18 protein-coding genes are annotated in these 19846 nt (G+C 59.5%); 13 read left to right on the plus strand and 5 right to left on the minus strand.

Annotated elements, in window-relative coordinates; translation table 11 throughout:
* Positions 1-8 precede the first annotated feature (8 nt).
* Positions 9-860 (plus strand): LpxI family protein, encoded by an 852-nt coding sequence (locus tag GOB93_RS02075; protein WP_173581859.1) that lies wholly within the window; start codon positions 9-11, stop codon positions 858-860.
* An 83-nt stretch (positions 861-943) separates the two neighbouring features.
* The gene (gene gloA / locus GOB93_RS02080) at positions 944-1333 is read left to right on the plus strand and encodes a lactoylglutathione lyase (RefSeq protein ID WP_173581860.1); all 390 of its coding nucleotides are present in this window, start codon (positions 944-946) and stop codon (positions 1331-1333) included.
* 60 nt (positions 1334-1393) lie between these two features.
* On the opposite strand, the gene GOB93_RS02085 is transcribed toward gloA, so the two are convergent.
* Positions 1394-1783, minus strand: a complete 390-nt coding sequence (locus GOB93_RS02085; RefSeq protein ID WP_173581861.1) for a hypothetical protein — start codon at positions 1781-1783, stop codon at positions 1394-1396.
* Between the two features lie 165 nt (positions 1784-1948).
* On the opposite strand from GOB93_RS02085, the gene rpmH reads away from it, so the two are divergent.
* From rpmH to argB, 6 genes are all read left to right on the plus strand, one after another.
* Positions 1949-2083 (plus strand): 50S ribosomal protein L34, encoded by a 135-nt coding sequence (gene rpmH, locus GOB93_RS02090; protein ID WP_146885014.1) that lies wholly within the window; start codon positions 1949-1951, stop codon positions 2081-2083.
* A gap of 67 nt (positions 2084-2150) precedes the next feature.
* A complete protein-coding gene (rnpA, locus tag GOB93_RS02095) occupies positions 2151-2495 on the plus strand; it encodes a ribonuclease P protein component (RefSeq protein WP_173581862.1) in 345 nt (114 codons plus the stop codon).
* Positions 2492-2815 (plus strand): membrane protein insertion efficiency factor YidD, encoded by a 324-nt coding sequence (yidD, locus tag GOB93_RS02100; protein ID WP_173581863.1) that lies wholly within the window; start codon positions 2492-2494, stop codon positions 2813-2815. The genes rnpA and yidD overlap by 4 nt, the downstream gene beginning before the upstream one ends.
* An 85-nt stretch (positions 2816-2900) precedes the next feature.
* The gene (gene yidC / locus GOB93_RS02105) at positions 2901-4664 is read left to right on the plus strand and encodes a membrane protein insertase YidC (protein ID WP_173581864.1); all 1764 of its coding nucleotides are present in this window, start codon (positions 2901-2903) and stop codon (positions 4662-4664) included.
* 5 nt (positions 4665-4669) lie between these two features.
* Positions 4670-5344 (plus strand): ribosome biogenesis GTP-binding protein YihA/YsxC, encoded by a 675-nt coding sequence (yihA, locus tag GOB93_RS02110; RefSeq protein WP_173581865.1) that lies wholly within the window; start codon positions 4670-4672, stop codon positions 5342-5344.
* 70 nt (positions 5345-5414) lie between these two features.
* A complete protein-coding gene (argB, locus tag GOB93_RS02115; protein ID WP_173581866.1) occupies positions 5415-6347 on the plus strand; it encodes an acetylglutamate kinase in 933 nt (310 codons plus the stop codon).
* Between the two features lie 325 nt (positions 6348-6672).
* Here the strand turns inward: argB and GOB93_RS02120 are convergent, their stop codons facing one another.
* Together GOB93_RS02120 and GOB93_RS02125 are read right to left on the minus strand one after the other, a co-directional pair.
* The gene (locus tag GOB93_RS02120) at positions 6673-8103 is read right to left on the minus strand and encodes a c-type cytochrome (RefSeq protein ID WP_173581867.1); all 1431 of its coding nucleotides are present in this window, start codon (positions 8101-8103) and stop codon (positions 6673-6675) included.
* Positions 8104-8159: 56 nt separating this feature from the next.
* On the minus strand, positions 8160-10391 hold the full coding sequence (locus GOB93_RS02125; RefSeq protein WP_173581868.1) for a PQQ-dependent dehydrogenase, methanol/ethanol family: 2232 nt from the start codon (positions 10389-10391) through the stop codon (positions 8160-8162).
* 610 nt (positions 10392-11001) lie between these two features.
* Here GOB93_RS02125 and GOB93_RS02130 point away from each other — a divergent pair.
* The 5 genes from GOB93_RS02130 to cyoD all read left to right on the plus strand — a co-directional run bounded on the left by GOB93_RS02130 (position 11002) and on the right by cyoD (position 16147).
* Positions 11002-11757: a Bax inhibitor-1/YccA family protein gene (locus tag GOB93_RS02130; protein ID WP_173581869.1), complete on the plus strand. Its 756-nt coding sequence runs from the start codon at positions 11002-11004 to the stop codon at positions 11755-11757.
* Positions 11758-12288: 531 nt separating this feature from the next.
* Positions 12289-13212 (plus strand): ubiquinol oxidase subunit II, encoded by a 924-nt coding sequence (cyoA, locus tag GOB93_RS02135; protein ID WP_173581870.1) that lies wholly within the window; start codon positions 12289-12291, stop codon positions 13210-13212.
* A 6-nt stretch (positions 13213-13218) separates the two neighbouring features.
* Positions 13219-15210, plus strand: coding sequence for a cytochrome o ubiquinol oxidase subunit I (gene cyoB, locus GOB93_RS02140; protein WP_173581871.1), 1992 nt, complete (start codon positions 13219-13221; stop codon positions 15208-15210).
* The gene (gene cyoC, locus GOB93_RS02145; protein ID WP_173581872.1) at positions 15210-15815 is read left to right on the plus strand and encodes a cytochrome o ubiquinol oxidase subunit III; all 606 of its coding nucleotides are present in this window, start codon (positions 15210-15212) and stop codon (positions 15813-15815) included. Before cyoB ends, cyoC begins: the two co-directional genes overlap by 1 nt.
* Positions 15815-16147 (plus strand): cytochrome o ubiquinol oxidase subunit IV, encoded by a 333-nt coding sequence (cyoD, locus tag GOB93_RS02150; protein WP_173581873.1) that lies wholly within the window; start codon positions 15815-15817, stop codon positions 16145-16147. Before cyoC ends, cyoD begins: the two co-directional genes overlap by 1 nt.
* Before the next feature lie 422 nt (positions 16148-16569).
* Here the strand turns inward: cyoD and fdxA are convergent, their stop codons facing one another.
* Together fdxA and GOB93_RS02160 are read right to left on the minus strand one after the other, a co-directional pair.
* Entirely contained in the window at positions 16570-16902 is a 333-nt protein-coding gene (gene fdxA, locus GOB93_RS02155; RefSeq protein WP_173581874.1) for a ferredoxin FdxA, read from the minus strand.
* Positions 16903-17162: 260 nt separating this feature from the next.
* Entirely contained in the window at positions 17163-19739 is a 2577-nt protein-coding gene (locus GOB93_RS02160; protein ID WP_173581875.1) for a helicase-related protein, read from the minus strand.
* Positions 19740-19846: the final 107 nt, after the last annotated feature.

The raw sequence follows: 19846 nt of genomic DNA on the forward strand, positions 1-19846 counted from the left end.
ACCGGCGCATGAGCGGACCGACCTCTGACGGTCACGGCTGCGTCGGGATTCTTGCAGGTGGCGGCCCTCTGCCGGGGCAGGTCGCACAGGCCGTCGCCGGGCAGGGGCGCGATGTTTTCATCGTGGCATTTCAGGATTTTGCCGAGCCCGCCGTGGTGGAGCCCTGGCCGCACGCCTGGGTAAGGCTTGCAGCAGCAGGAAAAATTCTTTCGGAACTGCGGGCGCATGGCTGTCGCGATATCGTCCTCATCGGTCCCGTCCGCCGTCCTTCTCTGCGCGATCTGAGGCCGGACGCGGAAGGCGCGCGAATTCTGGCCCGGCTTGGACGCGCGCTGTTCGCAGGCGATGACGGTCTGCTTGGTGCCCTGGTCCGGGTTCTTGGCGAGGAAGGGTTCAGCGTCCGCGGCGCTCACGAGTTTCTGTCCCATGCAGTCGGAGGCGTCGGACCGCTTGGACGTGTCGTGCCCGACGAGATGGCGAAAAGCGACATCGTGCGCGGCCTCACGGTCGTGCGGACTCTGGGACGGCTGGATATCGGTCAGGGCTGTGTCGTGCAGAATGGCGTTGTGCTCGCTGTCGAGGCAATGGAAGGCACCGACGCGATGCTGGCGCGTGCCGGAGCCTGTCGTCAGCCGGGACCGGGAGGCGTCCTCGTAAAGCTGTGCAAACCGGGACAGGAGCGTCGCGCGGACATGCCGACCATCGGTCCGCGCACGATCGGAAATGTGGTAAGCGCGGAACTGGCCGGAATCGCCTTCGAGGCAGGCGGCACGCTCTTCACGGACATGCCGTCCTGCATAGAGGCGGCGGACCGGGCGGGAATATTTCTGTGCGGGATCGAGGCCGCTGAACCCGGCTGAAATACAGACAGTAACGGAACCACGGGACAGACTGCTCCGTATTGTAACCGCACAGCGCTAATTAACGGACAGGGAGATCATTGATGCCCGCTTTTCTGCATACGATGCTGCGAACGAAGAATCTCGACGCGAGCATCGCGTTTTACCGGCTTCTGGGAATGCACGAACTGCGGCGCCGGGAAGTTCCGGAGGGAAAATACACGCTGGTTTTCATGGGCTTTGCCAGTAATGCCGAAGGACAGGCCGAACTTGAACTGACCTATAACTGGGGCGAGGATTCCGGTTACGATATCGGCACCGGTTTCGGACATCTGGCCGTGGGCGTACCCGACGTGGCCGCGACCGTGGAGAAGGTGCGGGCGGCCGGCGGCAAAGTGACGCGCGAGGCAGGCCCGGTGAAATTCGGCACGACGGTGATCGCGTTCGTCGAGGACCCGGACGGTTACAAAACCGAACTGATCGAGCGCCGCTGAGACCACCCGAATCGGGGCCTGAAAGTATCGGCTCCGCGATCCGGGTCTTCCGTGCCCGGATCAGCCGTTCGTCGCCTTCAGTCTGTCCGTGGCGCGGTCAAGCGCCTCAAGAATCTGTTCCGCCCGGTTCCGGACCAGTTCGTCCTGATGCATGGATAACTGATCTGCACAAAGCACCGCCGGAGAGATGATCCCGCGCAGATCATGGCGAAGTTTCGGGGAAATCTCAGCGGTGGCCGACTCCGTTGCAGGTTTCGCAGCCTCAGATGCGGCAGCGTGCGGTAAAATCTCCGGCCGGCGCAGCGCAAGAGCCGTGACCAGGGCGGAAATCGCGGCCCCCGCAAGATCAGTGCCTGTGGCGATCCACGCCGGAAGCGGGATCAGGCGGCTGATCAGGGCGCAGACAAGAAAAACGAGAAAGACGGCAACAGGTGGAAGAAAGCGGTGCAAGATCCGTGCTCCTGTCGAAATTGAGATGTCCGCACAGGTGAAAACGGACTGCGGCGTTGACGTGTCTGGGACAGATGACTATAAGCCCGCGATCTGAGCAAGGCGCCGGAAGGTGTCTGGTCTCTGCTGCCATATTAATCTGAGTTGTAACCGAGGAGTGCCGCCGTGAAGCGCACGTATCAACCCTCCAAGCTGGTCCGTAAGCATCGTCACGGTTTCCGTGCGCGCATGGCGACCGTTGGTGGCCGTAAAGTGATCGCAAACCGCCGCTCCAAGGGCCGCAAGCGTCTGTCCGCCTGAATCCCCTGTCCGGAGTCGTCTGTCCGGGCAGTCCAGTCTGAAAGAAGGGCAGGAGACAGGAGCACCCATGTTCCCACGCTCGGCCCGTCTGAAAAAGCGGTCACAGTTTCTGACTGTCGCCGCAGGCGCCCGTAAGGCGCCTATGCCCGGTCTTGTGCTCCAGGCCCTCCGTCGTGACGATGGAGACGCCGCGCGGGTCGGATTTACCGTTACAAAAAAAGTCGGAAATTCCGTCACGCGAAACCGGGCCAGGCGCCGGCTTCGCGAAGCACTGCGTGTGGTCGAACAGGATACCCTCCTCAGCGGCCTCGATCTTGTGCTGATCGGACGAGACGGGACCGGCCGGCGTGGTTTCACCGATCTCGTCGAGGATCTTCGTCGGGCTTTGCGGAAAACGGGAGCCGTATCATGAGCGGCAATTGCCCGGAAACGGGATCGGCTCCGGGACCAGCCGGCCGGATCGCATCGGGTCTGCTGATCGGTATCATGCATTTCTGGCGGATCGCTCTGAGTCCCATGACAGGTCCGAACTGCCGGTTCCATCCGACCTGCAGCTGCTACGGCATCGAAGCGGTGAGTCAGCACGGCAGCCTGCGGGGCGGATGGCTCACGATGAAGCGGATTCTGCGCTGCAACCCATGGTCGGCAGGCGGCTATGATCCGGTTCCGCCTCACGCGGAAACCGGGAAAAGTCATGTCTCCGATGAAGGAACGGCTGGAAATCGGGCGTAACTTCGCTATGAGAGACCCCGATTGAAGATGAGCCGCGCGCAGTCGTCGCGGCGTTACTCCAGGTGAGAGAGGCCAGCCGGTCGGTATGGATATCAAACGCGTTATATTAGCGACCATCCTGTCGGCGCTGGTCCTGCTGGGTTTCGACTACTTCATGCCTCAGAGCAAGACACCGGCCGCAATCCAGGGAAAGCCCGGTGCGCAGCAGACCGTCTCGTCGGTGACGCCGCCACAGCAGGCGCTGACGCCTCCTTCTGCTTCCGCGGCGGAGAACGATGACAGCACCGCACCGGCCCGTCTGCCGATTGAGGCAGTGGACGTCAGCGGGTCGGTCAATCTCCGGGGCGCGCGTCTCGATGATCTCGTTCTTCGCGAGTATCATGAGACAGTGAAGCCCGACAGCCCGCTGGTGCGTGTGCTGGAAGAGCGGGGCGGCAAGGAACCGAATTATATTGAGTTCGGCTGGTACGGCGCGCCCGGACAGACAACCCGTCTGCCGGACGCCCATTCTCTCTGGAAGACAAACGCCCCGAAGCTGGACTCGAATGCCCCGGTAACGCTGAGCTGGGACAATGGCGCCGGGCTGACTTTCGAACTCGTACTGTCCGTCGACCGTGACTATATGTTCGCGGTCACGCAGCGGGTTCACAACGCGACGGGCGAGACGGTGTCGCTGGTGCCGTATTCGCGTGTGGTCCGTGGCTACACCCCTGTCGAGACCGGCGGCATGCTGGTGCATGAAGGACCGATCTCCGTGATCGGCGGCCGGCTGGCCGAGGAATCCTATAAATCTCTTCGTGAAGGCTCGACGGCACCGAATTACGTGTCGTGGACGAAATCCGACAAGGGCGGCTGGGCCGGTATTACCGATAAATACTGGCTGGCCGCGGTCATCCCGGATCAGGCAGCGGACGTCACCGGCACATACGGGTTTGATACGCCTGACGGAGCCTACCAGGTCGGCTTCACCCGGCAGCAGCCGCTTGTCGTGGCTCCGAACGGTACGGGCGAGACGGCGGGACATGTCTTTGCCGGAGCGAAGGAAGTCCGTCTGCTGGAACGTTATGAGCACGAACTGAATATCCCGGATTTCTGGAAAGCCGTGGATTTCGGCTGGTTCGCGTTCCTCACCCGTCCGGTCTTCTTCGTGCTCGACTGGCTCTATCAGCATCTCGGCAGTTTTGCCCTCGCCCTTCTGGCATTCACGCTGATTGTCAAGACGCTGTTTTTCCCGCTGGCCTCAAAAGGCTTCCGCGCGGCAGCGGCGATGCGTGAAGTGGCCCCGAAAATTCAGGCGATCCGCGAGCGCTATAAAGACAATCCGGTTGAGATGAACCAGAAAGTCATGGCGCTGTACCGCGAAGAAGGTGTGAGCCCGGCGAGCGGGTGCCTCCCGCTGCTGATTCAGGCTCCTGTGTTCTGGTGTCTGTACAAGGATCTCTACGTCACGATCGAGATGCGCCACGCTCCGTTCGTCGGCTGGATTCATGATCTGTCCGCGCCGGACCCGACCAATATCTTCAATCTCTTCGGTCTGATTCCCTTCGATCCGACCCACCTCTCGACCATGCTGTGGCTCGGTGCGTGGCCGATCGTCTACGGAGTGACCATCTGGCTGATGCAGCGGAGCAATCCTGCCGCGACCGATCCGGTGCAGAAGCAGGTCTTCATGATGATGCCTGTCATCTTCACGCTGTTCATGGCGCGGCAGCCGGTCGGGCTGGTGATCTACTATTGCTGGAACAACCTGCTGACAATCGGCCAGCAATTCGTGATCAAGCGTGTGCATGAGAACGGAAAAAAGAAACCGAAGACGACCATCCTGCCGCCGGTCCGGCGGAAGGGCTGAGTCAGATGGCCGGAAGCGACACGGGACCGAAGGCGTTTGAAAACTCTCTGACCCTGTCTCCCGAGCAGATCGAGGCCGGCCGTCTGCTTTTCGCCGGCCCGTGTGACTTCTTTCACGGTGCACAGCAGCTGGATCAGCTGCCGCCCCCCGGAGAACCGGAAGTCGCGTTTGCGGGACGGTCAAATGTCGGAAAATCAAGTCTCATCAACGCCATAACAGGCCGAAAAAGCCTGGCGCGGGCTTCCTCGGAGCCGGGGCGGACCAAGCAGCTCAACTTCTTCAACCTCGCGGGCCGGCTGATCCTCGTCGATATGCCAGGCTACGGCTTCGCCAAGGCAGCGAAGGCAGTGAAAGAAGACTGGCAGGAGATGATGTTCTCCTATCTCCGCGGCCGCCCCAGCCTGCGCCGGGTCATTCTCCTGCTCGACTCACGGATCGAAACCAAAGCCTCGGATCGGGAGGTTATGGACCTGTTCGACCGGGCAGCGATCAATTTCCAGGTTGTGCTGACCAAATGCGACAGCGTGAAGCCGCGGGCCGAGGAGGCGCGGTATCGCGGCGTGCTTGAAGAGGTCGCCAGACATCCGGCCGCGCATCCTGTCGTGATCGCAACGAGCAGTGAGACCGGACGTGGTATTCCGGAACTGCGGGCGGAACTGGCCGGATTTGCGCAGCCATAACCGTGCTTCAGTGCTACATGCGTAACGACCGGATCAGGACCGGAAAGTATCCTGAACAGGACGAGGTGATATGACGGATAAGGGCCTTTCTCCGGTGGGTGACGCTATGCAGCAGGCCGCGACCCTTGCAGGGGCGCTGCCTTATCTGCGCCGTTATGCCGGCGATACGATCGTCGTGAAGTATGGCGGCCACGCAATGGGCAATGCGGAGCTGGCGAAAGGCTTTGGCAGCGATATCGGGCTGCTGAAACTGATCGGAATTAACCCGATCGTCGTTCACGGTGGCGGGCCGCAGATCAACAGCATGCTGGAACGGCTCCAGGTGCGCTCACATTTCGTGGACGGCCTGCGGGTGACGGATGAATCCGCCATCGACATCATCGAAATGGTGCTGTGCGGCTCCGTAAACAAGCAGGTCGCGGGCCTGATCAACCGGGCCGGCGCGCTGGCAGTGGGAATCTCGGGCAAGGATGGTGGCCTGATCAAGGCACGCAAGCTGGTCCGCAAGGTGAAAGATCCTGCCAGCGGCATCGAACAGACGCTGGATCTCGGTTTCGTCGGAGAACCCGACAGAGTCGATCCCCAGGTGCTTTATGCGCTGTCAGGCTCAGGACTGATCCCGGTTATCGCACCGATCGCAGCCGGTTATGCAGGCGAGACGTATAACGTCAATGCCGACACAATCGCCGGCGCGGTAGCCGGCGCTGTCCACGCCACCCGCCTGCTGATGCTGACAGATGTTCCCGGCGTTCTGGATGCGGACGGAAAGCTGATCCCGGAACTGACAGCCGCGCAGGCGCGAAAGGGCATTGAATCGGGGATGATCTCAGGCGGGATGATCCCCAAGGTCGAAACATGCCTGGAGGCGGTCCGCAAAGGCGCGAAAGCCGCTGTCATCGTTGACGGGCGCGTGCCTCATGCCTGCCTTCTGGAGCTGTTCACGGAGGCCGGATCAGGGACCATGATCCGGCGTGACGAAAACGAGGACTACAACCCCGCCTGATCTCGGCCCGCCAGACCAGACGTAATAAAAAAGCCCGGAGCCATCATGGTTCCGGGCTTTTGTTTATATGGCCTGCAAACAGGGTTCCGAGCAGGGCTTTGCTCCGCATCCGGAAAGGATCGCGGACTTCTTCGCTCTTTTAAGTTTAACAGACCGGGATCAAAGGGACTGCGTCCCTTTGTAGGGTTCGGGGCAAAGCCCCGAAAGCCTGCGGTGCATCGGGTCCGCAAATACACAAACGCCATAAAAAAAGCCACGGGAAATAGCCCGTGGCTTTTTTGTGTTCCATCCTCCCGAAGGAGAATGGAACCACGCTGAAGAAGACTTACTGAGCCGCGTCGACGCCCGTATGCGTGGCAGGCGCGAATGTCCAGCCAGAGCCGTAAGGCTGCGGAATGGAGAAGCCCCAGTTCGAAGTCGTGCTCGACCCGGACAGCCAGGCCTGAGCACTGGTGATGGGCGTGCCGCTCGTGCGGAGTTTCTCGATATCGCTTGCCGACACGTTCGAGGAAGCCTTGTTGCCCCAGGACGACCGGATGAAGTTCACCACATCCGCGATCTGCTGATCGTTCAGGATATGCTGATAGCCCGGCATGGCGACCGTGGAAGGCGCCCAGTTCGTAAGAGGCAGGATACCGCCTGCGGCCACGATATGAGCAACCGAGGTCGGATCATCAGAAACAACAATCGGGTTGCCGGCGACCGGTGGGAACATACGGGCCACACCGCCGCCATCGTTACGGTGACAGATAGCGCACTGCTGCAGATAAATGTCTGCACCGGCCTTCCCGGCGGTATTCCCGGAATCAAGCATCTTCGTCGCTGTGTCGTCATACGTGTAATCGCCCTTCGCGGCCGGAACCGGCGGCAGGCTCTTCAGATATTTCGCCATGGCGCGAAGATCGTCATCTGTGAAGTACTGGGTGCTCCATGCGACAACGTCAGCCATACCACCAAACACGGCGGAATGGTCGATACGTCCCGATTTCAGGAACTGGAAGAGATCCTCTTCCGACCAGCGACCGATACCGAGAACCGGATCATTACGCAGGCTCGGCGCGATCCAGTTGTCGATCGGCGCACCGCCGGCAAGGAAGTCCGCTCCGCCAGCCGCGTCGTAGGCCTTTTCTTGCATCGTCAGACCACGCGGCGTATGACACGCACCGCAGTGACCCGGTCCCGTCACGATGTATTCGCCACGGGCGACAACCGGATCGGTTCCGGGAGCCGGAGTAAAGCCCTTCGGAGCCGGAGCGAACATCTTCGCCCAGAAACCGAGCGGCCAGCGCATGGACAGCGGCCAGCTGATGTCAGTCGGCCTGTTCGCCTGCACCTGAGGCTTCACGCCATGCATGAAATACGCATACAGCGCCTTGATATCGTCATCCGTCATCCGGGCGAAAGACGGATAAGGCATGGCCGGATACAGAGGTGATCCGTCCTTGCGCACGCCGCGACGAACCGCGTCGTCGAACTCTTTCAGCGTATAGCCGCCGATACCATGCGTGGGGTCCGGCGTAATGTTGGTCGAGTAGATCTTGCCGATCGGCGTCTTGATCTCAAGTCCGCCGGCATAAACCTTCCCGTGCAGTGCCGTATGGCAGGCCACGCAGTCACCAAGGCGCGCGATATACGCGCCTTTGGCAACCAGATCACCGTCTGCATCCTGAGCCAGACCCGGGGCCGCGCCAAGCGACGTCCCCGCGAGAAGTCCGACTACGGCTGCGCCGATCGCAGCCTTAAGTCCCTTGATCATTGTTTCACCACCACGTCGCTTTTGTTCAAATGAGGTCATCACCTGGGACAAGCCGCTCACTGAGTAATGCCGAGTGTCGGATTCTCCGGAATTCCGCTGGCGTTCTTCCGGGCCTCAACCTCGCGCTCATAGGTTTCGTTGGCGCGCTTGATGATGAACTGCCGGATGGATTCAATTTCATCAGGCTTCATGGAGGTGTCGAAGCGGTCCATGCCATATGCCGTCAGGGCGCCGCGGCCTACGACATTGTAGAACGCATCCGGATGACGGATGGAACCGGACCAGCGAAGGTCAGGAAGAACACCGCCACCTTCTGCGCCGTCGCCGTGGCAGACCTGACAGTAGGTCTCATATTCGAAGTAGCCCTTGTCGACGACGTTCTTGTCATACTGCGCAGGCGGTTTGACCGGCAGGAAGCCAAGATCATTCATCGGCGGAAGCTTCGCTTTTCCGTCGAGCGAGAAAGCCGCGATGTAGGAGTGATTGACCGTCCAGCCGGATGCACGTGACATGCCACCGGCGGAGAACGGATAGATGCCACCCCAGCCCACTTCGACCGCAACAAACTGCTTGCCATTGACCGAGTAGGTCACCGGCGGCGCAATGATTCCGCTCTGAGCGTTGAAACGGAACAGGTCGTTACCGTTGGTGGCGTCATAGGCATGGAATTCGCCCGTCGCCAGTCCCTGGAACAGCAGATCACCGCCTGTGGCGAGGATACCGCCATTCCATGGGCCTTTATGGTCGATCTTCCAGACCGTCTTCATCTTCACCGGATCCCAGGCCGCGATCCAGCCCTTCAGATCCTTCAGGTAAGCAGTCCGGGCCTCAGGTGTATCAGGCAGGCCGGTCTTGACCATGTCGAGACCGACATTCCACGAATCAGGATGCGCCTTGAAGCCGCCAGCCTGGTTTTTATACATGAACGGAATCTGGTGCACGGGGATGTAAACCAGTCCGGTCTTCGGGCTGTACGCCATGGACATGAAGTTATGCGCGCCCAGCGGACCCGGGATGGCATACCATTCCTTACCGTTCAGCGTGTAGAGCGCTTCCGGGTTGATGATCGGACGTCCGGTCTTCGGGTCCAGGCCATAAGCCCAGTTCTCGAAGGTGTAGTTCGTGCCCTGAATGAACTGACCGGTCTTCGCGTCGAGGACGTAGAAGAAGCCATTTTTCGGTGCATGAACAATGACGTGACGGGTTTCACCGTTGATCGGCAGGTCAAGCGTCATGATCTGCTGAACAGACGTGTAATCCCACTCGTCCATCGGCGTTGCCTGGAAATGCCAGACATACTCGCCCGTCTCCGGCTTTACAGCGACAATGCTGCCCAGGAACAGATCGTCCCCTTTGCCTTCTGAACGGTATTTGTAGTTCCAGGGGGAACCGTTACCGACCGCGATGTAGACGAGATCCGTCACCGGATCGTAAACCAGTGAATCCCAGACGGTGCCGCCGCCACCCTGCTGAACCCAGGCGCCATTCGAGCCCCAGGTCTTGTAGGCCTTGTTCATCAGAACGTTGTCGGATGCAGCGTGATCCGGCTCGTTCTTGTTGTTCGGCACCGTGTAGAAGCGCCAGTCGAGCTTGCCGGTCTCTGCGTCAAAGGCCGAAATGAAGCCACGGGCGCCGAATTCGGAGCCGCCGTTACCAATCAGCACGCGACCCTTGGCGATACGCGGAGCGCCATCCACCGTATAGGAACGCTGGTGACCAAGTGCGGCATCTTTCGGGATCGTGTTAACGCTCCACACCTGCCTGCCGGTCTTGGCGTCGAGCGCAATCAGACGGCCGTCAAAGGTGCCGATATAGATCTTGCCGTTCCAGTACGCGATGCCGCGGTTAACCGTGTCACAGCAGCCCTTGTCGGCGATATTGCCGGGAACTTTGGGATCGAACGCCCAGAGCAGCTCTCCGGTATCGGCCTTCAGCGCCTTGATCTTCGACCAGTTGGTGGAGGCATACATGACGCCATCAACGATCAGAGGCGTGCCTTCCTGACCACGGTTGGTGTCCAGATCGTAATACCAGGCGAGTTTCAGATTACCGACATTCTCGCGGTTGATCTGATCGAGCGGGCTGTAACGCTGCTCTGAATAGGTGCGGCCATAAGTGAGCCAGTTTTCGGGATGATCGTCCGCGTGGATGATCGCTTCACCGGTAGACCCCTGGGGGTCCGCGGCGCGAGCCGGGCCGGAAGGCTGGCCCAGGGCTGCAGCAAGGAAAGTTCCTGCCGCGAGAATGCCAAGCAGGGAAGTCCTCTTGGCGGATGCGGGGCGGATCATGTCTTACGTCCTCGACAAATCACTGATTGCAGCTTCAATCGGCAAATCAATGCGGAATTACCGTTGTGCGTCAGTCAGCCCACATGAACTGATCATGTCAATCGTGTCATGTGGAAGAGGCCTATGCGTCAGCCGGGGGGGCTTTTCTTCCGGTCCCGCTGGTCGTCACCGTTTCCGGGCCGGCAGCAGACAGTAAGAAGGTGATGTCAGGCCGTAATAATTAAGGTGTCCGGTGAGCATGTTTCCGGCGTGTGTTTCGCCTTCGGCTGCGTGCGGACGCGAATACCTCCAGACAGTCGACGGGATATTCACCGGTCATGGCGTACAGTTTCTGAGAGAGCGGCAATGACTGCTGCCACAGCTGAATATGGGACGGCTCCCAGGCATCATTCCGGCTCGTGCTCACAGAAAGGTGATCTCCCGCGACCAGCGACCACAGGCGGGGAATCCCTTTCCGACGCCTCGCGGGAGTCGGGACAGCGGCCTGATGACTCACCTTTAACTATGTGCGGAGGTGAAAACGGGTTAGAGAGGGATGACTTGAAATGCTTGTCTGCCATGCGCATATAGGTGAGCATGCCGGTTCTGCCGGAAAACAAGAGGAAGAATCATGTCATTCAGCGACTTCCGTTCGTCGCCTTCTGCCGCCGGCGTTCAGTCCGCCGATCTGGATGCAGGTCTTCGGACGTACATGCTCCGTGTCTATAACTGGATGGCGTCCGGCCTTCTGCTGACAGCACTGGTCGCCTACGTCATCGCCAACACCTCCGTCAGCGCACTGTTCTTTCAGATGACCGAACGTGGCGTGGCGCCGACCGGCCTCGGCTGGATCGCAATGGTCGCGCCGCTCGGGTTCGTCATGGTTATGTCATTCGGCGTGAACAGACTGTCGCGTTCGGCCGTGCAGGGACTGTTCTGGCTGTTCTGCGGCGTAATGGGAGCCAGCCTGGCAAGCATCCTGATGCTCTACACAGGAGTTTCAGTGGCGCGTGTATTTCTGGTGACAGCCATCACCTTCGGCGGAACGTCTCTGTGGGCCTACACGACCGGCGCGAACCTCATGCGCTTCCAGTCATTCCTGACGATGGGGCTGATCGGGCTCGTCGTCGCCGGACTGGTCAACATATTCCTGCACAGCCCGGCTCTGTATTTTGTTTACAGTGTCGTCGGGGTGCTGCTGTTCACGGGACTGACAGCGTTCGATACGCAGCGCATCCGCGCAACGTATCCGCAGTTCGCCTATTATGAAGGTCCGGATCAGGCCGCGAAGCGCTCCGTCTATGACGCGCTGAGTCTGTATCTCAATTTCATTAACCTCTTCCAGTTTCTCCTGCAGTTCATGGGAGCCCGCAACGACAACAGATAAGTCTTCTGGATAGTCGTAAGGACAGGAGTCGGTTTCTTCCGACTCTGAGCCCGGTCCCGGAAACGGGGCCGGGCTTTTTTTATGACCGGAGGCGAAGAACGGCATATCACCGCGTCAGAATTACGCGTGCCGCCATCGCGTGCAACGCATGGCAATGCCAGAAAATAAGACTTATTCAATATCGGGATGGCGCAATATAACCTCCGCGTGATCTTCCAAAGGTCATAAAAACCCCACGATTACGTGTGCGAACGCATGGCGCGCCGTCAGTTTGAAATAATAAGAAATAATCCGTGAACACTTGTCCCGGACTTCGCGGCGGGCGGATAAGAAGAGATCGGGTGATCAAGCTTTGTTTCGCGGATTGTGATAACAAGCTTGTGGGATTATTGAATCGCCGTAATGCAGTGCGTTTGTCACGCCTGATGGATTTTGCCTGAACGGCAGCCCGGATGGCGGGACCGAGCGTATTGTGAGAGCGGGGCCTGTTTTAGCGAGGCTTTTGAGTATGTCAGAACCGAGGGACGTACGATGAGAAATAAGTACCTGAAGGGGGCGGCCAGACTGGCTGGTCTTGCTTCGGTGCTTCCACTGGCAGGGTGTGAACTTGACACCCTGGACCCGAAAGGGCCGGTGGGAGACCAACTCAAACATCTGATCGTTGAATCAACGATCGCCATGCTCATTGTGGTTGTTCCGACAATCATCCTGGTGTGTGCCTTTGCCTGGAAATACCGGGCCTCCAACACGGAAGCCGAATATCTTCCGAAATGGAGTCACTCAAATAAGATCGAGGTGGCGATCTGGGGTATTCCCACGATTATCATCGCGTTCCTAGCTGTCATCACTTATCAGACCTGCCATTCTCTGGATCCGTATCGTCCGCTCGATGAGGAAGCTCAGACAAAGCCGCTGAATGTCGAAGTGGTGGCGCTGGACTGGAAATGGCTGTTCATCTACCCGGATGAAGGCATTGCGACGGTCAATCAGCTCGCCATTCCGGTCAATCAGCCTGTTCATTTCGTGATCACGTCTGATTCCGTCATGAACTCATTCTTCATTCCGCGTCTTGGCTCGATGATCTACGCCATGGCCGGCATGCAGACGCAGCTTCACCTGATGGCCAGCCAGGCTGGTGATTATGCCGGTGAATCAGCAAATTACAGTGGTCGCGGTTTCTCGGACATGAAGTTCCGCACGCTTGCAATGCCCCGTGATCAGTACGATGCGTGGGTTGAGAAGGTCCGTGCCTCTTCTGATCAGCTTGATGGTCAGAACTACGCCAGGCTTGCTGCTCCGAGCGAGGCCGACCCCGTGAAATACTTCTCGCACGTTGAAGGCAACCTCTTCGACACCATTGTCGCGAAGTACAACAATGGCATGGTCATGGACACAGCAACGGGCCAGAAAAAGTCTGTTCAGGCTGCAATGTCCGACATGAACATGAAGGAGTAGGATCTAATGCTAGGGAGATTATCATTCGCAGATATTCCTGTGGATGTGCCGATCCTTGTCGGTACATTCCTCGGGGTAGCGATTGTTGGTATCACGGTCCTCGGCCTGATCACCTATTACGGCAAATGGGGCTATCTCTGGAAAGAGTGGTTCACGTCTGTCGATCATAAGCGTCTGGCGATCATGTACGTCGTCGTCGGTCTGCTTGCTCTCGTGCGCGGCTTCGCCGACGCGATCATGATGCGTACCCAGCTTGCGCTGGCCTACGCAGGCAACCCCGGTTATCTGCCACCTCACCATTACGATCAGATCTTCTCCGCTCACGGAACGATCATGATCTTCTTCATGGCGATGGTGATCATGACGGCGCTGTTCAACCTCATCGTGCCGCTTCAGATCGGTGCGCGTGACGTTGCCTTCCCGTTCCTGAACAACCTGAGCTTCTGGATGACCACGGTCGCGTTCGCGCTGATCAACGTCTCCCTGTTCATCGGTGAGTTCTCGCAGTGCGGCTGGCTGGCCTATCCGCCTCTGTCCGAAGCTCAGTTCAGCCCTGGCGTCGGTGTCGATTACTACATCATGGCAGTTCAGATTTCCGGTGTCGGAACGTTGCTGACAGGTGTGAACTTCTTCGTCACCATCGTTAAGATGCGCGCTCCTGGCATGACCTGGATGAAACTGCCGGTGTTCTGCTGGACCGCTCTCTGCGCCTGCGTGCTCATCATGGTGGCCTTCCCGGTTCTGACCGTCGCCGTCGCGCTTCTTGGTCTCGACCGTTATTTTGGGATGCACTTCTTCACCAATGATGGTGGCGGCAACCAGATGCTCTACCTCGACCTGATCTGGGCCTGGGGACATCCGGAAGTCTACATCCTCATCATTCCGGCGTTCGGCGTGTTCTCTGAAGTCGTTCCGACCTTCTCTGAAAAGCCGCTCTTCGGTTACGCCACGATGGTCTACGCAACCTGCGCGATCATGGTGCTGTCATTCCTTGTCTGGGTGCACCACTTCTTCACGATGGGTGCGGGTGCCGACGTCAATGCCTTCTTCGGTATCATGACGATGATCATCTCGATCCCGACGGGTGTGAAACTCTTCAACTGGATGTTCACCATGTACAAAGGGCGGGTCGAGTTCCACGCCACGATGTACTGGGCCATCGGCTTCATGATCACCTTCTCGATCGGCGGTATGACTGGCGTGATGATGGCGATCCCTGCGGCTGACTTTGTTCTCCACAACTCTCTCTTCCTGATCGCTCACTTCCACAACGTCATCATCGGCGGTGTTTATTTCGGTTATGTCTGCGGCCTGAACTTCTGGGCTCCGAAAGCTCTGGGCTTCAAATTCAACGAAGCATGGGGTAAGCGCGCTTTCTGGTTCTGGTTTGTCGGCTTCTACTTCGCCTTCATGCCGCTCTACGTGCTCGGCTTCGACGGTATGACCCGTCGTCTGAACCACTATGACAATCCGAACTGGTATCCGTGGCTCCTGGTGGCCGAATTCGGTGCGGTTCTGATCCTGTTCGGTATCGTGTGTCAGGTTACCCAGATCTACGTCTCGATCCGTGACCGTAATCTGCCTGAGAACATCGATGTGACAGGTGATCCGTGGAACGCCCGTTCGCTCGAATGGTCGACCTCGTCACCGCCGCCGCCGTACAACTTCGCGATCATCCCGCACATTCATGAACTCGATGCGTTCATGCATGACAAAGAGAATGGTATCGACACGCGCCATGCGGGCGGCCCTTACGAGCCGATCCACATGCCGAAGAATACGGCTGCCGGCTTCTTTGTCGGTGCGTTCAGCTTCGTCTTCGGATTTGCCATGATCTGGTACATCTGGTGGCTGGCCGCGATCGGACTGGTGGGAGTTTTCGCAACCGTGATCGCACGCAGTGCGAACCACGACGTCGATTACTACATCCCCGCCGAGGAAGTTGCGCGCATCGAGAACGAGCACTCCCGCAAACTTATGGCACAGGCGGCTGAGTAATGGCGCACGATACAACAACTGCTGACGCGCACGCAGATCACGGACACCACGAATTACCCACGGTGTTCGGGTTCTGGGTGTATCTGATGACGGACTGCATCATCTTCGGATCGCTGTTCGCCGTCTTCGCGGTCCTCCACAATCAGTTTGACGGAGGACCGACCGGTAAGGAACTTTTTGAGATTTCGGGGCTCGCGCTGGAAACAGCGCTCCTCCTGATCTCGAGCATCACCTACGGTTTCGGTATGATCGCCGCCCATAAGGGCGAGATCAAATCGGTTATGATGTGGCTGGCCGTAACCTTCCTTCTCGGTCTCGGGTTCGTCTTCCTTGAAGTGAAGGAATTCGCCCACATGATCGCCGAGGGCGCGGGACCTGACCGCAGTGCCTTCCTCTCGGCCTTCTTCACGCTGGTGTCGACACACGGTCTGCATGTCAGCTGCGGTCTGATCTGGATCGTCACGCTGATCGTTCAGCTCGCCGGCACAACGGCGATCTCCGAGCGCATGATGAACAAGCTCACAATGCTGAGCCTGTTCTGGCACTTCCTCGACATCGTGTGGATCTGCGTGTTCACCTATGTCTATCTGGCGAGCATGATCTGATGAGTACTGACCATTCAGCCCATTCTGAGTCCGGACATGGCGGGGCAGGTGCCTATGCTATCGGGTTCGGCCTTGCCGTAGTCCTGACGATCGCGTCATTCATGGTCGTCATGGGGCACAGCCTGTCCCCCTCCGCGACACTTATGGCAATCTCCGTGCTGGCGGCAATTCAGGTGGTCGTCCATCTGATTTTCTTCCTGCACATGAACACGACGGCAGAGGCGAAGTGGAACAACAATGTGTTCCTCTTCACCCTCATGTTCGTTGCGATCTTCATTGTTGGCACGCTGTTCATCATGGACAACACGGCCGCGCACATGATGTCGCGTTGATCTGACAGTCCGCAGGACCGCTCCGGCGGTCCGTCTGACACAGAAAAACCCCGCTCCGGCGAAAGCCAGAGCGGGGTTTTTCTGTTCTGGCCGGAAAGATCGTCACCCGGATCTGCCGCAGACAGCTATCCGTCCGGATACCCGGTCTTCTTTGTGCAAAAGCAAGGCGTTGATGTATTTTGTAAATACACAGGCGGGATGGCTTCTCGGGGCTTTGCCCCGAACCCTACAAAGGGACGCAGTCCCTTTGATCCCGGTCTATGAAATTAAAAGGGTGAAGGCGGCCAGAGCCCTTACGGGTGCAGGAACGCCCTGCTCTGTCTTTTGTTTGTAAAAACCGCCAAAGAAAAGCCCCTGTTCCCGCCACCAGGAGGCAGGAACAGGGGCTTTTCAGATTACGCCAGCGCTATGAGGCAGCCGGATCAGTCTTTCTGCGGTTCGCTGGAAAGCAGCTCTTTCTTGCCCGGCTTGTCTTTCCACTCTTCCGCATCAGCCGGCGGCGTTCCCTTGCGGGTAATGTTCGGCCAGGACGTCGAATATTTCGCGTTGATTTCCGCCCACGCAGTGGCACGGTCATCGCTGTCCGGAAAGATTGCCTCGGCAGGGCATTCCGGCTCACAGACACCACAGTCGATGCACTCATCAGGATTAATGACGAGGAAATTCTCGCCAGCGTAGAAGCAGTCCACCGGGCAGACTTCCACGCAATCCATGAACTTGCAGCGAATGCAGTTTTCAGTGACCACGTAGGTCATCGGCATCTCCGATCATCAGATGTTCGACAGGGCGTCGATATTGAAAATGCGCGGATCGACCGACCCTGTGCGCGTGTGCAGGCGCGCAGATATGCGGGCGTTTTCTTAATGAAGCAAGTCATCACGGCGGAAGTTCTGATAAACGTATCCGTCGTGCTTCACGCGCCACCGATGCTGGCGCCGAAAGACGTCGCAATGCAAGGGAATGCGCGCCGGATTGCCTGTTCTTCATGTCGGAAACAACGATCCGCACAGGCTGATTAAGCAGGACCACCAGGGAAAAGAGTCGCGAGTGCCGCGAACGCATTATCCGGGCTGTGTCTCGCCCGTCGGGACGCCCCCCGATTATGGCGCGGCTTCGCCGGCCTCACACGCGCAAGCATCCATACAGGAGAAGGCCCGTAAACACCGGCTGGCAGAGGCGTCGGCGATGTAAGCCGGAAGCCGAGAGCTTTCAGAATCGCTGGAAGCTCCTTTCGCGGAACCCCGAGCCATGGAGCGAAATCGGCACGCAGGGCCGTATCGGACTGCATGCCACGCGCCGTCAGCTCCGCACAAAGCCGCTCCGCCATATCAATCCTCAGACGGACCGGCCCGCACGGCATCCAGCCAAGCCGGGAAAGCAGTGATGACGGGTACTGCTCAGCCGGGACGGAAACAGCTCCCGGCGGGGGAAGATCCGGCGGACGGATATCCTCTGCAACAGCAAGCAGAAGCGCCCGCATTCTGGCTGGCCGGGGCTTCAGCAAGGCCGGAAGAAAGAGTTGCCCAAGGGCGATCCGCACACCGAGCCGTGCGAGAAGGCGGCTCGGAGAAGTGGCGCCCTGTGGAGTCTGCCCCGCCCCCTCCATGAGCTGGTGCACAGGCCCCCGGGCCGCGCGGTCGACCGCCGCCCCGGCTTCGGCGCGAAAAAGCGGCGCCAGTTCACGTTCGACCAGATGCCGGAACGCGGAAGTCAGACGTGCTCTGACACGCTCCCGCTGCTTCGTGTCGAGCAGTTCGTCGCCGCGTGTCTCGATCGCCGGACGCAGAATGTCGCGACCCGGCCGGAGCCGTGCGATCATCGCCTCCTGCCAGTACACCTCGCCGGTTCCGTAATCGAACCGGAACGCGGTGTCGGGTGCATCACAGCACGCCGCGACGCGAAACGGGATTTCCGTCCGCATGGCGCGGCGGGCCGCGCGGGCCAGGGTGACACGATCGGACTGCGGCAGAGTCGTATCCATATGGAGCGTAAAACCCTGCATCCGCCCGACAGGATGGCCTTCGACAATCACTTCGCCATTATGCTGCACCGCGGACAGGAGAGGGGTACTGTCCTCGTTTTCCAGCAGCCTGATGAGATGAGCCGATCTCCGGTCGACAAAACGGGCGGTCAGGCGTTCATGCAGCGCGTCGGAAACCTTGTCCTCGACGGCGCGCGTCCGTTCCTGCCAGAGCGGCGCGTTGCTGACCCAGTTTTCGCGATTGGCGATATAGGACCAGATGCGGATGCCGGCGAGACGCTGCATCAGCGTATCCACATCGCCGTCCGCCCGGTCGAGATGACGGAGCTGTTCCTCCAGCCACTGTGCCGGCAGGCGACGCTGTTCGACCAGAAGTGTGAAAACGCGCGCACAGAGCTGTGCATGACTTCGCTCTCCGATCTTGCGGAAGTCCGGAATCTGACAGACATCCCAGAGCTGACGGGTGCGGGCACGGCCGATGGCGAACATCCTGACCTGCGGCTCATCGATCAGCGCCCCCAGGGTCAGCGCGTCGCTGGCGGGGTCGCTCGCCTGAAGACCACGCAGGGGAGGGGGCACCGAAAGACTGGCCAGCAGGGCGCGGGGAGAGGTGAAATCCAGAGCGTCATTGCGCCAGATGAGACGTTCGACAGGGTCGAACTGATGCGTCTCGACCGCTTCGATGATCTGCTCCGGAATCGGCGGACAGCGGCCCGTCGTGCCAAACGTCCCGTCACGCGCGCCACGTCCGGCGCGTCCGGCAATCTGGGCAATCTCAGCCGCGGTGAGGGAACGGCGCCGCATCCCATCGAATTTTGAGAGCCCGGCGAATGCGACATGGGCAATGTCCATGTTCAGACCCATGCCAATGGCGTCGGTGGCGACGAGATAATCGACCTCCCGGTCCTGATAAAGCGCCACCTGAGCATTGCGCGTTCGCGGCGACATCTGCCCCATCACCACAGCGCAGCCACCCCGCCGGGTCCGGATCAGCTCGGCGATGGCATAGAGCTCAGCAGCGGAAAAGGCCACGATGGCGGATCGCGGCGGGAGCTTTTCCAGCCGGATGGCGCCCGTCGCGGTCAGCGCGGAGAGGCGGGGGCGCGTATCGATGGTGATGCCGGGAAGCAGACGTCGCAGCAGAGGCGCCATGGTCTCGGCGCCGAGAAACAGCGTCTCCTCCCGCCCTCTGGCATGCAGCAGGCGGGACGTGAAAATATGCCCGCGCTCCGGATCGGCGCAGAGCTGGATCTCATCAACGGCGAGAAAAGCCACATCCCGGTCAGCCGGCATCGCCTCGACAGTGCAGGAAAACCACCGGGCGTCAGGCGGGACAATCTTCTCTTCGCCGGTAATCAGTCCGACGCGGGCGGCGCCTTTCTGAGCCACCATGCGCTCGTAATTTTCGCGCGCGAGCAGCCGGAGCGGGAAACCGATGATTCCGGACGGATGCGCGAGCATGCGCTCAATGGCGTAATGCGTCTTGCCGGTATTCGTCGGCCCCAGCACCGCGTGGAGATGATCGTCCGCATCCCGGCTGGCCGGGGCGTGAGCACTCCCTGTCCCCGCCTGCAGGCGGAACGGGTTCGCGCGGGCATGAGACCCTGTCATGACCGTATGGTCGGATGGCCTGCCGCTAAATGCAAGTCAGCTTCTGGTGCGGAATGGTTACGGGACCGTTGCCTTGCGAACTGTTCAGGCGCAGCCTTGCATCTGAG

It is taken from the genome of Acetobacter musti (assembly GCF_011516835.1).
GTDB classification, from domain to species: domain Bacteria; phylum Pseudomonadota; class Alphaproteobacteria; order Acetobacterales; family Acetobacteraceae; genus Acetobacter; species Acetobacter musti.